General features: G+C 68.5%; 13 protein-coding genes. 6 read left to right on the plus strand and 7 right to left on the minus strand.

Features of this window, described 5'->3' with window-relative positions; translation table 11 throughout:
• Positions 1 to 49: 49 nt before the first annotated feature.
• Positions 50 to 1,015, plus strand: coding sequence for a LysR family transcriptional regulator (locus tag D3226_RS06745; RefSeq protein WP_202381674.1), 966 nt, complete (start codon positions 50 to 52; stop codon positions 1,013 to 1,015).
• Here the strand turns inward: D3226_RS06745 and D3226_RS06750 are convergent.
• Positions 1,012 to 2,538, minus strand: coding sequence for a PucR family transcriptional regulator (locus tag D3226_RS06750; protein WP_202381675.1), 1,527 nt, complete (start codon positions 2,536 to 2,538; stop codon positions 1,012 to 1,014). The genes D3226_RS06745 and D3226_RS06750 overlap by 4 nt on opposite strands.
• A gap of 138 nt (positions 2,539 to 2,676) precedes the next feature.
• Between D3226_RS06750 and D3226_RS06755 the strand changes: the two genes are divergently transcribed.
• The 5 genes from D3226_RS06755 to D3226_RS06775 all read left to right on the plus strand — a co-directional run bounded on the left by D3226_RS06755 (position 2,677) and on the right by D3226_RS06775 (position 7,671).
• A complete protein-coding gene (locus tag D3226_RS06755) occupies positions 2,677 to 3,864 on the plus strand; it encodes a CoA transferase (RefSeq protein ID WP_202381676.1) in 1,188 nt (395 codons plus the stop codon).
• A 60-nt stretch (positions 3,865 to 3,924) separates the two neighbouring features.
• Positions 3,925 to 5,088: an acyl-CoA dehydrogenase family protein gene (locus D3226_RS06760; RefSeq protein ID WP_202381677.1), complete on the plus strand. Its 1,164-nt coding sequence runs from the start codon at positions 3,925 to 3,927 to the stop codon at positions 5,086 to 5,088.
• Positions 5,089 to 5,186: 98 nt separating this feature from the next.
• On the plus strand, positions 5,187 to 5,576 hold the full coding sequence (locus tag D3226_RS06765) for a GntR family transcriptional regulator (RefSeq protein WP_202381678.1): 390 nt from the start codon (positions 5,187 to 5,189) through the stop codon (positions 5,574 to 5,576).
• Positions 5,573 to 6,619 carry a DUF1648 domain-containing protein gene (locus D3226_RS06770; RefSeq protein WP_202381679.1) on the plus strand — a complete coding sequence of 349 codons (1,047 nt, stop codon included), beginning with the start codon at positions 5,573 to 5,575 and terminating at the stop codon, positions 6,617 to 6,619. Before D3226_RS06765 ends, D3226_RS06770 begins: the two co-directional genes overlap by 4 nt.
• On the plus strand, positions 6,616 to 7,671 hold the full coding sequence (locus tag D3226_RS06775) for a CPBP family intramembrane glutamic endopeptidase (RefSeq protein ID WP_202381680.1): 1,056 nt from the start codon (positions 6,616 to 6,618) through the stop codon (positions 7,669 to 7,671). The genes D3226_RS06770 and D3226_RS06775 overlap by 4 nt, the downstream gene beginning before the upstream one ends.
• Here the strand turns inward: D3226_RS06775 and D3226_RS06780 are convergent.
• The 6 genes from D3226_RS06780 to mtnA all read right to left on the minus strand — a co-directional run bounded on the left by D3226_RS06780 (position 7,652) and on the right by mtnA (position 14,112).
• Positions 7,652 to 8,143: a cupin domain-containing protein gene (locus D3226_RS06780; protein ID WP_202381681.1), complete on the minus strand. Its 492-nt coding sequence runs from the start codon at positions 8,141 to 8,143 to the stop codon at positions 7,652 to 7,654. The two genes, D3226_RS06775 and D3226_RS06780, sit on opposite strands and share 20 nt — an antisense overlap.
• Positions 8,140 to 9,054 carry an ABC transporter permease gene (locus D3226_RS06785; protein ID WP_202381682.1) on the minus strand — a complete coding sequence of 305 codons (915 nt, stop codon included), beginning with the start codon at positions 9,052 to 9,054 and terminating at the stop codon, positions 8,140 to 8,142. Before D3226_RS06785 ends, D3226_RS06780 begins: the two co-directional genes overlap by 4 nt.
• Positions 9,051 to 10,190 (minus strand): ABC transporter permease subunit, encoded by a 1,140-nt coding sequence (locus tag D3226_RS06790; protein ID WP_202381683.1) that lies wholly within the window; start codon positions 10,188 to 10,190, stop codon positions 9,051 to 9,053. The genes D3226_RS06785 and D3226_RS06790 overlap by 4 nt, the downstream gene beginning before the upstream one ends.
• Complete coding sequence (locus tag D3226_RS06795; protein WP_202381684.1) at positions 10,187 to 11,773, minus strand: ABC transporter ATP-binding protein; 1,587 nt, start codon at positions 11,771 to 11,773, stop codon at positions 10,187 to 10,189. Before D3226_RS06795 ends, D3226_RS06790 begins: the two co-directional genes overlap by 4 nt.
• A gap of 124 nt (positions 11,774 to 11,897) precedes the next feature.
• A complete protein-coding gene (locus tag D3226_RS06800; RefSeq protein ID WP_202381685.1) occupies positions 11,898 to 12,953 on the minus strand; it encodes a BMP family ABC transporter substrate-binding protein in 1,056 nt (351 codons plus the stop codon).
• Positions 12,954 to 13,068: 115 nt separating this feature from the next.
• Positions 13,069 to 14,112, minus strand: a complete 1,044-nt coding sequence (mtnA, locus tag D3226_RS06805; protein WP_202381686.1) for an S-methyl-5-thioribose-1-phosphate isomerase — start codon at positions 14,110 to 14,112, stop codon at positions 13,069 to 13,071.
• Between the last annotated feature and the right edge of the window lie 299 nt (positions 14,113 to 14,411).

Raw genomic sequence — 14,411 nt, forward strand, 5'->3', positions numbered from 1 at the left:
GCGACACGATCGCTGTGCCGCGCGAGCACCGAGTGCGAGAGAGGCAGACATGGCAGATGGGATTGATCCCCGGGCATTGATGTCGTTTCGTGCGGTCGCAGAGCACGGCTCGTTCGCCGCGGCGGCGCGCGAGCTCGGCTGGACGCAGCCCGCGCTGAGCAGCCAGGTGCGCAGGCTCGAGGAGAGCCTCGGGGTCACCCTCGTGACTCGCACCGTCAAGGGCGTGCAGCTCACCGAGCCGGGTCGCCGATTGCTGCACCACGCCGAGATCATCGATGGACATCTCGAGCGGGCGGCGCGCGAGGTGGCGGGGCTCGTCGACGAGGGCCAGCGCACCGTGCGCGTGGTCGCGTTCCCGTCGGCGTGCACGAGTATCGTTGCCTCGGCCATGTCCGAGCTGCTCGCACGCGGCAGTGCGGGGGAGCCCGGCACTGCGATCGAGCTCGAGCAGCAGGAACCATTCGCCGTGCCCGAACTGCTGCGGCGGGGCACCGCGGACGTCGCGCTCGTGTTCCGCTATGAGGGGGAGGCCTCCCCGGACTTCGGCGCGGAGGTCACCGAGATCCCGATCGGCTGGGACCCTCTGCAGCTCATCGTGTCGCAGCGTCGCGGCTCAACCGGAACGAAGCGCCGTCCGCTCGCGGAGCACGCGCGGGATCGCTGGGTCACCGGCTGCCCGGCCTGCCGCCAGCACTTCCTGCGCATCGCGGAGCGCGAGGGGTTTGTGCCCGATATTCGCCACGCCACCGACGACTACATGGTGGTGCAAGAACTCGTGGCACGCGACATGAGCGTGTCGGTGGTGCCCCGGCTCAGCCTGCTGAGCTATCGGCACCCGGGCGTGCGCGCGTTTGGCATCGGCGAGGGTGATGGCCGACAGCTGCTGATCGTGCACGCGAAGGGTGAGGTGCGCCAGGAAGTGCACGATGTCGTGGCGGCCCTCGAGCGCGCGGCCGCGCGGGTGCTCGACCCGGTCGAGCTCGGCGCCCGGCCCGGCGTGGGCGAAAGCGCCTAGAGTCCCGTCAGATCCTCCACGCGCAGCGCGAGCCAGAGCTCGGCGCGGTCGTCGGCGTCGGCGAGCGTGCGCGCAGTCAGCCGCTCGATCCGCGTGATGCGATCCCGAAGTGTGTTGCGGTGAATGCCGAGCGCGGTTGAGGCCGGTCCGCGTTGCCCATCTGCGGCGTAGACGGCGCGCAGCGTGGCGCGCAGCATCTCAGCTTCTTCGCCGGGAAGCTCTGCCGAGTGGTGGGAGAGTGGCCCGAGCACGCGCGCGCTCAGCTGCGACGTGTCGTGCGGAGTGAGGCCTGATGGCTCATCGGGTACTCCCGCAGGAGTGTCGGAGAGCGCGACGAGCGCCTCGAGGAATGGCGTATCGCGGTCGGCCCACACCACCGTTGGAACGCGCGGGGCCGCATAGAGTGGCGCGGTCGCCGAGAGCGCACTGAGCCGCGAGTTCGCGGAGCGGAGGCTCAGCTCGGCGGAGGCGGGGTCGGTGGGGCGTCCCAAGACCGCGTCGAGGCCGTGCTCCGCGGCGACCTCGAGCAGGTGCGCCGTTGCCTCGGGGGTGTCAGCGCAGAGCTGCCACGCGAGGGCGAGGCCGGGTGCCTGCGCCGGGAGGCCGCCCGGGGTGATGAATCGGTCGTGGCCGCTGCGCGGTCGGCGCCGCCAGTTGGATACATCCTCGGGTGACCCCTGGATGGCGACGGCGCGCACACGCTCGGGCAGCCGCACACGCGTTGAGAGAATCTCAATCGTTGCGGGGGTCGCGCTCCCGGTGAGGAGTGCCCAGGTGAAGCGCTCCCAGCGTTCGCGCTCGCGGCTTTCCTCAGCGTCCGCACCGCGGAGGCCGAGCCACAGCACGATCGAGCCGGCAGCGATCACCGCGTGTCCCTCGGGAGTGAGCGGGGTGGCGCCAGCGACCGCGAGCCGAAGTGACCCCTCGCGATCGAGGGGAATCGTCTCAGGGGTGGTTGGCGCGCTGGTGGCGGCAGCGAAGCCCGCGGTGCTCGCGAGTACCGCGCCGTCCGATGTCAGCAGAGCGAGCTGCTTACCGGTGGCCTGTGCGATGCTCGCGAGGACCTCGGCTGGGTCTTGTTTCCCGCGGGCGCCGTCAAGCAGCCGCTGCTGAGCCTGAAGCGCGCCGCGGGCTGCGCGGAGCTCGTCCGCGCGGATGAGCCCGGCGACGGCCTTGCTGATCGCGATGAAGGGAGTGGGGAGCGGCACCTCGAAGAGCGCCACCCGGTACATGCTTGCCGCGCTCACGAGCGCGGGCGGGATGCGCTCGTGGTTCACGCCGACGCCGAAGCCAATCGCGGCAACTCGTGCCCGGCTGAGGCTCGCCACGAAGTCGCGCCACCGCGGGTCTCCGGACTCGAGCGCGAGCCCGGTCGTGAGGATGATTTCGCCGCCCTCAAGGTAGTCGCCGAGGTCCAGCAACTCGGTCGTGGAGAGCCACGAGATCTCCGGATCCCCCGGGCCGGACTGCACGAGTGTGAGCCCCAACTGGGGGAGCGCGAGCAAATCGGAGAGTGACGCCATGCTGAGATTCTTGCACAGGTCCGTGGCGCAGGGCTATGCAATCGCGCGCTCGGGGGCGGCTGCCTGACACGTACACTGGCCACACACGCAGCGAGGCATCGACGCCTGAGCGACGAGACGAACGGACGGGGATTCACTGTGAACGACCATGCGGAGCAGACCACGGCGGGCGCACTCGCCGGAATCCGGGTCGCAGACTTCTCCCGGGTGCTCGCGGGCCCGCACGCCACGATGATCCTTGCTGATCTCGGCGCTGATGTCATCAAGATCGAGAGCCCGGAGGGTGACGGCACCCGGCAGTGGAGCCCGCCGACCAACGCGGTGGGGCAGAGCACCTACTTCGCAGGCGTCAACCGCGGAAAGCGCTCGGTGGTCTGCGATCTGCGGGAACCCGAGGGGATTGCACGTGCCCGCGAGCTCGCGAGCACGGCCGACGTGGTGATCGAGAACTTCAAGCCGGGAACTATGGCAAAGTTTGGGCTCAGCTACGACGAGGTCGCCGCGGCGAACCCAGGTGTGGTCTACTGCTCCATCTCCGGGTTTGGGGATACCGAGGGGCGCGACCTTCCCGGCTACGACCTCCTCGTGCAGGCCGTTGGTGGGCTCATGAGCATCACGGGGCAGGAAGACGGCGAAGCCACCAAGGTGGGCGTCGCGCTCGTCGATATCCTGACAGGGCTGAACTCGGTCATTGGCATCCAGGCTGCGCTGCGCGCACGCGACACCGCCGATTCGCCGACCGCTGGCCAAGGACAGCACGTGAAGGTCACGCTGCTCGGCTCGCTGCTCTCCGCGCTCGCGAACCAGGCATCGTCGACCCTTGAGACCGGTGTCTCGCCCGGCCGTATGGGCAACGCGCATCCGTCCATCTCGCCGTACGAGACGCTCGACGCGTCCGATCAGGCGATCGCGCTCGCCGTCGGTACTGACGGACAGTTCACCCGCCTCTGCGAGGTGCTCGGGGTGCCCGAGCTCGCAGCCGACGAGCGCTTCGCAAACAACCCGCAGCGCGTTGCGCACCGCGTGGAGCTGCGCGCGGCGCTCGAGCAGCCCCTGCGCACCCGCACCGCCGCGGAATGGATCGCGGAGTTCACCCGCGCGAACATCCCCGCGGGCCGCGTCAACACGATCGCTCAGGCGCTCGAGCTCGCCGAAACGCTCGACCTCAGCCCCGTCGCGCACACCCCCGCGGTCGCGCCAGATGGTTCCGAGCACACCCTGCGCTCGGTCGCGCTGCCGATCTCGCTCTCGCAGACGCCCGCACGCTACTCGGCGCCGCCGCCCGGCGTAGGGGAGCACCAGGACGCGATCTGGCGAGACGCCTGAATCGCCCCACCGAGTCTTTCCGCACCACAACGTTTTCCGAGATCCCGACAAAGGAGCATCATGACCACGACGATTGACAAACTGTTCAACGTTTCCGACTTCGTGACCGAAGAAGAGCGCGAGTGGCAGATGAAGGCGCGCGAGTTCGCGCAGACCCGCATCAAGCCCATCATCGACCAGGCATTCGAGGATCGCCGCCTGCCCGTCGAACTGCTCCCCGAGGTGGGCGAGTTCGGCGCATTCGGCATGTACATGAACGGGTACGGGCTGAAGGGTGCCTCCTCGGTGGCCTACGGCCTCGTGGCAATGGAGTTCGAGGCCGTTGATTCCGGCTTCCGCACCGCGCTCTCCGTGCAGGGCTCGCTCGCCATGGGTGCGATCTACAAGTTCGGCTCCGAGGAGCAGAAGCAGCAGTGGCTCCCGGCCATGGGCCGCGGCGAAGCAGTCGGCTTCTTCGGTCTGACCGAGCCGCAGGGCGGCTCCGACCCCAACACCATGCTCACCAATGCGCGCCGCGAGGGCGACCAGTGGGTGCTCAACGGCAAGAAGCGCTGGATCGGCCTCGCCACGATCGCCAAGGTTGGCGTGATCTGGGCGAAGGATGAGGAAGGCATCGTGCGCGGCTTCGTCGTGCCGACGGACACCCCGGGCTTCAAGGCCACCGCCATCGAGAACAAGCTCTCGATGCGCGCCTCGCTGCAGACCGAGATCGAGCTCACCGATGTGCGCCTGCCGCTCGACGCGATTCTGCCCGAGGCAAAGGGCCTCTCGGCGCCGTTCAAGTGCTTGAACGAGGCGCGCTACGGTATCGCCTGGGGCGTCATGGGTGCCGCTCGCGCCTGCCTCGAGGTGGCGGTCGAGCGCTCGCAGACCCGCGAGGTGTTCGGTGCCCCGATCGGTTCGAAGCAGATCATCCAGGCGCAGCTCGCCGACATGTTCGTCGAGTACGAGAAGGGCCTCCTCCTCGCGCTGCACCTGGGCCGTCTGAAGGACGCCGGGAACCTCTCCTACGGCCAGATCTCCGTGGGTAAGCTCAACAACGTGCGCGAGGCCATCAAGATCGCCGGCAACTGCCGTTCGATCCTCGGTGGCGACGGCATCACGAGCGATTTCCCCGTGATGCGCCACATGGCAAACCTTGAGTCGGTGCGCACCTACGAGGGCACTGATGAGGTGCACCAGCTCGTCATCGGCCGAGAGCTGACCGGCATCGCCGCGTTCTAATAGAGGCTCGAATATATGGGATGATTCCCCGGGGTTGCACGCGGCCCCGGGGAATTGTTCGTATTCGGATAGAATTATTGCGGCAGAAGGAGGCCGCAATGCTGGTTCGTATCACCGATGAGAGTGAGCTTCCGCTTTACGCGCAGATCGCCGCGTCGCTGCGCGAGGACATCGCTGCCGGGCGCCTCTCGCCGGGCGCCGCTCTGCCGCCCGCGCGCGAACTGGCCGCGGGCCTCGAGATCAACGTGCACACGGTGCTCCGCGCCTACCAGCTGCTGCGGGACGAGGGCCTGATCGATCTGAAGCGCCGCCGCGGCGCGGTCGTGACCCCGGCCGCGGGGGCAATGGCTGAGCTGCGCGCTGACGTGACCGCTCTCGTGGAGCGCGCGGTGCAGCTGGGGCTCTCGGGCGCTGCGCTCGCCGCGCTCGTGGCAAGCGCGGTCCCCGTTCCCGGCACCGCGGCAGAGAGTGCGGGGGCGTCCGCGTGAGCGCCGCGCACCACCCAGAGCTGCGCCGTGCCCGTCGGGCCGCGCGCTGGGTTGCGCTTGTGTTTCCCCTCGCACTCACGACGATTGCGACGGTCCTCACGTTCGTCTGGCTCCCGAGACTGCCGGATCCCGCAGCTACGCACTGGTCTGGCATCGGCGGACCCGATGGCTTCGGGCCGCCGTGGACGTTCCCCGCGCTGAGCGCGGGCGTGGGGCTGGGCCTGACCCTGCTGCTGTGGTTCGCTGCGGCGGGTTCCTCGAGTGTGCGGGGGAGCGGGATCCCCACCTGGTCGGGCTTCAACCGGCTCGTCGCGGCGCTCAGCGCAGGAACCGTGACGATGCTGCAGTTTCTCGCGGTGATTTCGGCCGCGATTCAACTCGATCTTGCAGATGCCCGGCTCGCGCCGCCGCTCGGCTGGACGGGCCTGATCGGTCTCGCTCTGCTTCCCATCGTTGGTGCGATCGCTTGGGCGATGCAGCCCGCCGTGACCGTCGGCGGCGGCGAAGCGTCCCCGGGAGACGGGCTCGAGCTCAGTGCAGCCGAGCGCGCGGTCTGGTACCGCACGACTCGAGGCTCCGCTACGTTCTTCGTGGTGCTTATTGGCGCCGCTGCGTGCGTGCTGGGTGGCGGAATCTGGCTCCTGGGCGACCAGCTGGCTGAGGGGTGGATCCTCGTTGGCGTTGGCGCGCTGCTCTGGTGCGCGATCCCGATGACGGGCATGTTCCGCGTGCGCGTCGATGGTTCTGGGATCGCGGTGAGCTCGGCCGTGGGCTGGCCGGCGTTCCGCGTACCGCTCGCGGACGTGGCGCAAGCCGTCGCTGCGCCGATCAGCCCACTCGGAGACTTCGGGGGCTGGGGCGTGCGCTGGGCCCCGGGCCGAATGGGCGTGGTGCTGCGTGCCGGTGAGGGTATCGTGGTGACACGGCGGGATGGCCGGCTCTTTGCGGTGACGGTCGACGACGCAGACACCGCCGCCGCGTTGCTCACCGGGCTGAAGGACCGAGCGCGTGGGCACGACCCTGAACTCGGAGGTTCCGCATGACGACGCCAGAGTACGCACCGGCACCCGTGGCTGCTGAGCCCGTGCAGCTCGATTTCGGTCAGCCCGTTCCTGAGCAGAGCCCGAACACGCGCCTCGCACGCGTGCCGTGGGGTGCCGTCGCTCTGTTTGTGGTGCTCGCGTGTGGGCTCGCCTGGCTCGTCGCACTGCCGCTGTGGCTGCGGGATCCCGAGAGCACCGGCTTCGCCATGCTCTTCGGTGTCCTCGCTCCCGCGATGATGTTCACCCCCGCACTTGCGACGCTCGCGGTTGTCTTCTTCGCTCGCGTGCCGCGGACGGAGCGGCTGCGCTTCCTCGGCATGTGGCCGCTGCGCCCCGCGAAGCGCGTCGTGTGGTTCATCGTCGGAGCGGTGTTTGCGCCGACGATGATCGTCGCCGCGAGTGTCGTGGTCGCGGCAGCGCTCGGTTGGACGGAGCTTGACCTTGTCGAGTTCTCCGGCTTCGCCGCCGCTATCGCAGCGGGTCTCCCGGAGGGTATGGACATCTCCATGCCGCCCATCGAAGTGATCGTTGTCGCGCAGCTGCTCAGCATTCCGCTCGGCGTCGTCATCAATTCGGTCGCTGCATTTGGCGAGGAGCTTGGTTGGCGCGGCTGGCTGCTCCCCGCCCTCCGTCCGCTTGGCACGTGGCCAGCGCTCGCGATCTCAGGCGTGGTCTGGGGCCTGTGGCACTCGCCGCTCATCCTGCTCGGTTACAACTTCGGCCTCACTGACTGGCGGGGCGTCGCCCTCATGACGATCGGCTGTGTGCTCTGGGGTGCCCTGCTCGGATGGACCCGCCTCCGCACCGGCTCGGTGTGGCCAGCGGTGATTGGGCACGCCTCTCTGAACGCGTCCGCGGGATTGATTGGGATCGTGGCCGCAGCAGGCGCCGAATTGAACCCGGCACTCGTGTTGCCGCTCGGCGTCAGCGGCTGGATCGTCATCGCTGTGGTGCTGGTGCTGCTCGTCGCAACGAAGCAGTTCTCGCCCGACCGGCAGCCGGAGCTCGCACCGCGCCGAATGCGCGCCGGCGCTACGCCTCAGGCCGCGTAAGCTCCGCGATCCGCTTCGCGGCGGAAGGGTATCGATCCTGTAATTCGGCGCGCTCGCCGAGCGCAAAGCCGTTCCACTCGAACGGCGGGGCCATCGTCGTGCCGATCAGTGTCCAGGCGCCCGTCGACGACGAGCCCTGCATCACCTCGGGCGGCACCGCGAGCTGAGGCAGCTGGCCCGGGAGCTCACGCGAATCGGGATCGGGGCCGAGCAACCGTTCCTCTGCACGCCCATCGGGGTGCAGGAGCAGCATGCTGAGCGGCGCGCCCGCGTACCAGTGGTACACCTCGACCGAGGCGAGTGAGTGCAGCGCCGAGAAATCGGGGTCGGCCAGCAGATAGTAGATCGCGCTCGAGTGCTCGTCGAGGTGCATCTGGCGGAACATTCCGCCCTCGTGCTCGAGCGGCTCGAGGCCGAGCCGCTCGACCCACTGTGCGGCCTCCGGCGGCAGCTCGTTCGGCGCCGCGCTCACGCGACGGCCGCCTCACGCGTCTTGCGGAAGCGACGGCTCATGAGGATGAGCGCGATCAGCGTGATCACGTACGGGCCCGAGTCAGTGAGCTGCTGGGGGAGGCCGAAGGACTGCAGGCGGAAACCCAGCGCGTCAGCGAAGCCGAAGAGCAGCGCGGCGCCGAGCACTCCGACGGGGTGCGCACGGGCAAGCATCACGGCCACCACGGCGATCCAGCCGCGTCCCGCCGACATGTTCTCGGTGAACTGCACCACGTTGCCGAGCGCCAGCTGGGCACCGCCGAGGCCGGCGAGCGCGCCCGAGGCGATCACGGCTCCCAGCTGGTAGCGCTGCGGGTTGACACCCATGGTGGCAGCAGCGAGCGGGCGCTCGCCGACGCCGCGCATGCGCAGACCGAGCGGGGTGCGGAAGAGCATGATCCACAGCGCGGGGACGAGAAGCAGCGCGAGATAGCCGAGCGGGGTGAGCGAGAAGAGCGCGCCGAGCCAGGGGATATCAGCGAGGATCGGGATCCGCCAGACCGGAATGCCGTCGATGCCGGGATCCTGGAACACGCCCTGCACATTGAAGATCGCGACGAGGAGGAAGCTCGTGACGCCGACCGCGAGGATATTCATCGCGATGGCGAGCACGATCGGATCGCCCTTTCGGTAGACGGCGCCATAGCCCAGGATGAGCGAGAACACCGCACCGGCGAGCATCGCGACAATGACGCCGACGATCCAGTTGTGCGAGAAGTAGGAGGCCGCCACGCCGGCGAATGCGCCGACGAGGATCATGCCCTCGAGGCCGATGTTGAAGATGCCGACGCGCTCGGCGAGCATGCCTCCCAGGGCGGCAAGCAGCACCGGGATGAGCGAGCGGAGAACCGAGGAGATCAGATCCTCGTTGAACAGGTCGAGGAAGCTCATCGCTCGCCCTCCTTCGCTGCGGGGCTGGTGGCTGTTCGCTTGCGGAACTTGGGGAGTGCGACGCGGAAGGCGAGCAGGATGATCACGAACGCCTGAATCACTGCGGCGATCTGCGGTGAAAGGCCGAGCTCACGGCCCATGGCGTCGGAGCCGACCATGATCGCGGCGAAGAACAGGCCCGCGATCACGATTCCCACGGGGCGGTAGAGCGCGAGGAGCGTCACGAGGAGTGCCGTCCACGCGAAGTTGGTCTGCACAAAGTAGCCCTCGATGATTCGAGTGCTCGGTGCGCCGATGGTGAGCATCATGCCGAAGAGGCCAGCGAGGCCACCCGAGATGGCCATCGTGCGGGTGACGAGTGGCCCGGGCTGCACGCCGCTGTAGCGCACGAACTCGGCGTTCTGGCCCGCGAGCCCGGACTCGAAGCCGTAGCGGGTGCGGCGGTTCACGAAGATCGCGCCGAGCACCACGATGATCAGCACGATGATCGACCAGTTCACGCCCGTGAGCACGGCGGTGACCGGGTTCGTTGCCCCCAGCGTGTTGCGCAGGGTCTCGGCAAGCCCCGAGTCGCGCGGCACCAGCATGGAGATCTGGTGGTCGGCGGGCACCTGGGCGCTCGCCACGAGGTCGGTGCTGGGATCCTTCAGCTTGTAGCGGATGAGCCACGAGGAGAAGTACCGGGCGGGGTAGTTCAGCAGCAGTGTGGAGAGCAGGATCGGCACCCCGAGCAGGTTCTGCAGGAGCGCCGTGAGGAGGCCCCACGCGGCACCCGCGGCGATTGCCGCGATGAACGCCAGGGGTACGATCAGGATCGCGGGGCCGGGCACGTACACCGCGACGATGCCGCCGGCGAGCGCGCCCAGGCCGGCCTGGCCCTCGGTGCCGAGGTTCAGCACGCCCGCGCGGAACGCCACGGCGATCGCGATGCCGATACCGATGATGGGCACGGCGCGCTGCAGGGTGTTGGCGAGGCCAACGCCGCTCCCGAAGGAACCATTGACCATGGCGAGGTAGCCGCTCAGCGGGTCAACGCCAGCGATCAGCATGAAGCACGCGCCGATCAGCAGCGCGAGCACCACCGAAACGGGGATCGGGCTGGCGAGCCAGCGGCCGAAACTCTGCAGGGTTTTCACCGTGCGGTCTCCTTCTGCGGGGCGGCAGCGTGCGCCGCCGGGGTGGTGAGCGGAGCGCTGGGTCGGTGCTGCGCCTCCGGAGTGTGTCCTGCCATGTAGAGGCCCAGCAGGGCCTCGGTGGCATCAGCCTTCGGAACCTCGGCGACGATGCGCCCCTCGAACATCACGAGGATGCGCGAGCTGAGCGACATGATCTCGCTGAGCTCCGCCGAGATGAGCAGGAGTGCGCCGCCGCCGTCGCGGTACTCGCACAGCTCGCGGTGGATCGACTCGATCGCGCCGATGTCGACGCCGCGCGTGGGCTGCTCGGCGATGAGCACGGGGGAGCGGTAGTCGAGCTCGCGAGCCACGACGATCTTCTGCAGGTTGCCACCCGAGAGCGTGCCGACCGGCGTTGACGGGCCGGCAATCTTCACGCCGAAGCGGCTGATGAGGCGCTTCGCATGATCGAGCATGGCGGAGCGGGAGAGCAGCCCGCGGGTGAGGATCGGTGCGGAGCGGTGGTGGCCCAGCGCAAGGTTGTCGACCGCGCTTGCGCTGCCCGCGCTGCCGACCGCGTGACGGTCCTCGGGAACATAGGCGACGCCGCCGGTGCGGCGCTGCGCGATCGTGGCGCGGCTGAGGTCGGCGCCCGCGACGTGCACCTCGCCCGCGCTCGTGCGGCGCATTCCAATGATCGCCTCGGCGAGTTCCACCTGGCCATTGCCTGCCACACCGGCGATGCCTACGACTTCTCCCGCGCGGACCGACAGGTGCGCTGCGTCGACCGCGGCGCGGCCGCCCGAACCGGGCACCGTGAGCTCGCGCACGTCGAGCACAACGTCGCCGGGTGCCTGCGCCGGGGGCGGCGTGGTGAGATCCACGTCGCGGCCGGTCATGTGGCGGGTGATCTCCTCAGGCGAGCTGTCGGCGGTGACAAGCTCGGCGACGTTGCGCCCGTCGCGCAGCACGGTGACGCGATCGGAGATCGCCATCACCTCGTTCAGCTTGTGGGTGATCAGAATGATGGTGCGGCCGTCGGCCTTGAGCGCCCGCAGCACCTCGAAGAGACGCTCGGTCTCTTGCGGGGTGAGCACTGCGGTCGGCTCGTCGAGGATGAGCACGCGGGCCTCGCGGTAGAGCGCCTTGACGATCTCGACGCGCTGCAGCACGCCCACGGGCACCGAATCCACGCGCGCGGTGGGGTCGATCTGCAGGCCGTACTTGTCGGCGATCTCGGTGACGCGGCGGTTGGCTGCCTGGCGATCGATGAGGCCGCGCTTCGTCGGCTCACTGCGGAAGACCACGTTCTCCGCGATGGTGAGCGACGGGAAGAGCTTGAACGACTGGAACACCATGCCGATGCCGGCATCGATGGCGTCGAGGGGGGAGGAGAACGACTGGCGCTCCCCACGAATGTAGATCTCGCCCTCGTCGGGCTGCATGACGCCCGCGAGCATCGACATGAGGATCGACTTCCCCGCACCGTTCTCGCCCATGAGCGCGTGAATCTCGCCGGGTGCGACCTCGAGATCGACGTTGTCGTCGGCGAGCACGCCGGGGAAGCGCTTCGTAATGCCGCGCATCGAAACCTCAGCGGTCAACGTGGCTCCTTCAGTTGAACAGGCGGGAGGGGAAAAACTGGGGCTTCGGGGGCACTCAGCCCGGGAAGCAAGTGTGGCCGAGAGGCGCCGCGCGCGCGGAACCTCTCGGCCACGAGTTTACGACCTAGGCCAGCGGATCGGTGACCTTGACCTTGCCAGCGACGATGTCGTCGCGCACCTGGGTGACCTGCTTCAGCACATCAGCGTTGTCCATCACGGTGCACTGCGAGTCGGCGGCATCCTCGGTGAGGCTGACGATTGTCATGCCCTCCTCCTTGAGGCCGAACGAGGTGGTCGCCTCGGCCGAGCTCTTGCCGTCCATGATCTCGCCGACAACGGTCTCGACGACCTTGTTGACCGACTTGATCGTGCCGTCGACCACGGAACCCGGGGCGTCGGTGCACTGGTTGACGTCAACGCCGTAGGCGGAGAAGCCCTTGGCCGCTGCGGCCTTCATGATGCCACCGTTCGAGGCGGCGCCAACGGCGAACATCTGGTCGACGCCGGTGCCGGCGTACGCGAGCGCCTGCTCCTGCGCGAGCGCGGGGTCGGCGAACGGGTTGTTGCCACCGATGAACTGCGGGGCGACGGTCTCGACGTCCTTGTTCACGCTCTTCGCGCCCTCGGCGAAGCCCTCGGAGTACTTCTTGAGGAGCGGGATGTCGAGCGACAGCACCGAACCGACCTTGTTGGCCTTGGTGAGCAGGCCGGCCTCAACGCCGAGCAGGTAGGAGGGCTCCTGCTCGCGGAAGGTTGCCTGGTACAGGTTCTCGGGTGCGCCCTCAACGGCGGTGTCGATGAGGAGGAACTTCTGCTGCGGGTTCTGCTCCGCGAGCTCCTTCGCAATGTCACCGAACTGGAAGCCGAGCATCACGACGACCTCGGGGGCCTTTGCGATTGCAGCCTCGAGGTTGGTGCGACGCTGCGCCTCGTCCTTGGACTCGTACGTGGTGGCCGAGCCCTCGAACGTCTTCGCGACGGCGTCAATGCCGACCTTGCCCGACTTCAGGAACTCGTTCTGGCCGATCGGATCGCTCGTGATGTAGATGAAGCTCGGGCCCTCGGCCGACGAGCCGGCATCGGCGGAGCCGCCGCCGCCAGCGCAGGAGGTGAGCAGCAGTGCGGCGGTAGCCGCGCCTGCGACGAGAGCCGCGCGGGCGCGGCGCTTGGTGAAGAACATTGGTGTTCCTTTCGGAGGTGGTGGGAGGGAAAACTTCAGCGGGTGCACCCGAGGCCGGGTACTTCCTGGTCGGTGCTCCCTGGGCACTGTCGTGATCAGGGAAAGTAGCTACAGCCTACGAGCGCAGCGCCTCGAGCGGAACGGTCGCGAGCGTTTCGCCCGATCCCGGTCGAATGATGCGACGCTCGGTCACGATCGCCGTGATGAGCTCGTGCGGCGTGACGTCGAACGCGGGGTTGACCGCGTCGATGCCTTCGGGGGCCGTGCGAGTGCCGCCGAAGCCGGCCACCTCGTCGACGCCGCGATCCTCGATCTCGATGTCTGCTCCGCTTGCGGTGTTCATATCGACGGTCGACTCGGGGGCCACCACGATGAACGGAACGCCCGCGTGCTTCGCGGCAAGCGCGAGCGAGAAGGAGCCGATCTTGTTTGCGGAGTCGCCGTTTGCCGCAATGCGGTCGGCGCCGATGAAGACGGCGTCAGCGATCCCACGCGAGAGCAGGAATGGGCCTGCGGAATCGATGAGCAGGCGGAACGGGGCGCCCATGCGCTGCAGCTCCCACGCGGTGAGGCGTGCACCCTGCAGGAGGGGGCGGGTTTCGAGCGGGAACGCCTCGGCGAGCGAGCCCTGCTCAAGAAGCGTCTGGATGACGCCGAGCGCGGTGCCGCGTTCCACGGTGGCGAGGCCGCCCGTGTTGCAAATCGTCATGACGCGCACGGGGTCCTTGCCCGTGAGCTCGCGCGTGAGGTCCGCGCCGCGCAGGCCCATCGAGATACACGCAGCGATGTCTTCGTCGCGAATGGCGAGCGCCTCCTCGAGGATCGCGGCAGCGCCTTCGTCGAGGCGGGTCAGTGCACGATCGACACCCCAGGAGAGGTTTACGGCGGTCGGGCGAGCCTCGCGCAGGAGGCGCGCTTGTCGGACAACCTCGTCGCGGTCGAGCTCGGCGTCGCCGCCTGCTTCGGTGACCGACGCGGCGATGAGTGCGACGCCCATTGCGCCAGCTACCCCGAGCGCGGGTGCGCCGCGCACGGCGAGACGCTGGATATCCGCGATCAGCTCGCCAAGCTCAGTGACTCGGCGCTGCTCCAGTCGGTGGGGCAGAAGCGTCTGGTCCACAAGTTCGATAGCTCCGTCGATCCAGTCGATCGTGCGCAAATGAGGCTCCTTTAGGGGGCGACCGAGGGATGTACGTCGTCCCCCGTGTGTGGTATCGCACAGCCAGAATACCCGAATCTTGTCAGACCTCATGAGCCATCGCGATCAAGCGGGCGTCACCGAGCGGCCACGCAACGTTCACGCGACACAGCGCGTGTCTCCGTGTGGCGCACGCAAAACCCGGCGTACCGTATGTGCCATCGGGCAGGGTGCCCGATCGAGGCGGCCAACCACCTCGATGGGAGTGACGGTCGTCTCGCTGATCCGGGGCTTGCGCCTCGGGGCAGAGGAGCCATCGT

Source organism: Leucobacter chromiireducens subsp. chromiireducens, from assembly GCF_016758255.1.
Taxonomy (GTDB): domain Bacteria; phylum Actinomycetota; class Actinomycetes; order Actinomycetales; family Microbacteriaceae; genus Leucobacter; species Leucobacter chromiireducens.

Coding starts and splice junctions, on each gene's coding strand:
- D3226_RS06745 (WP_202381674.1), top strand. CDS start 50: ATGGCAGATGGGATTGATCCCCGGGCATTGATGTCGTTTCGTGCGGTC.
- D3226_RS06750 (WP_202381675.1), bottom strand. CDS start 2,538: ATGGCGTCACTCTCCGATTTGCTCGCGCTCCCCCAGTTGGGGCTCACA.
- D3226_RS06760 (WP_202381677.1), top strand. CDS start 3,925: ATGACCACGACGATTGACAAACTGTTCAACGTTTCCGACTTCGTGACC.
- D3226_RS06765 (WP_202381678.1), top strand. CDS start 5,187: ATGCTGGTTCGTATCACCGATGAGAGTGAGCTTCCGCTTTACGCGCAG.
- D3226_RS06775 (WP_202381680.1), top strand. CDS start 6,616: ATGACGACGCCAGAGTACGCACCGGCACCCGTGGCTGCTGAGCCCGTG.
- D3226_RS06785 (WP_202381682.1), bottom strand. CDS start 9,054: ATGAGCTTCCTCGACCTGTTCAACGAGGATCTGATCTCCTCGGTTCTC.
- D3226_RS06800 (WP_202381685.1), bottom strand. CDS start 12,953: ATGTTCTTCACCAAGCGCCGCGCCCGCGCGGCTCTCGTCGCAGGCGCG.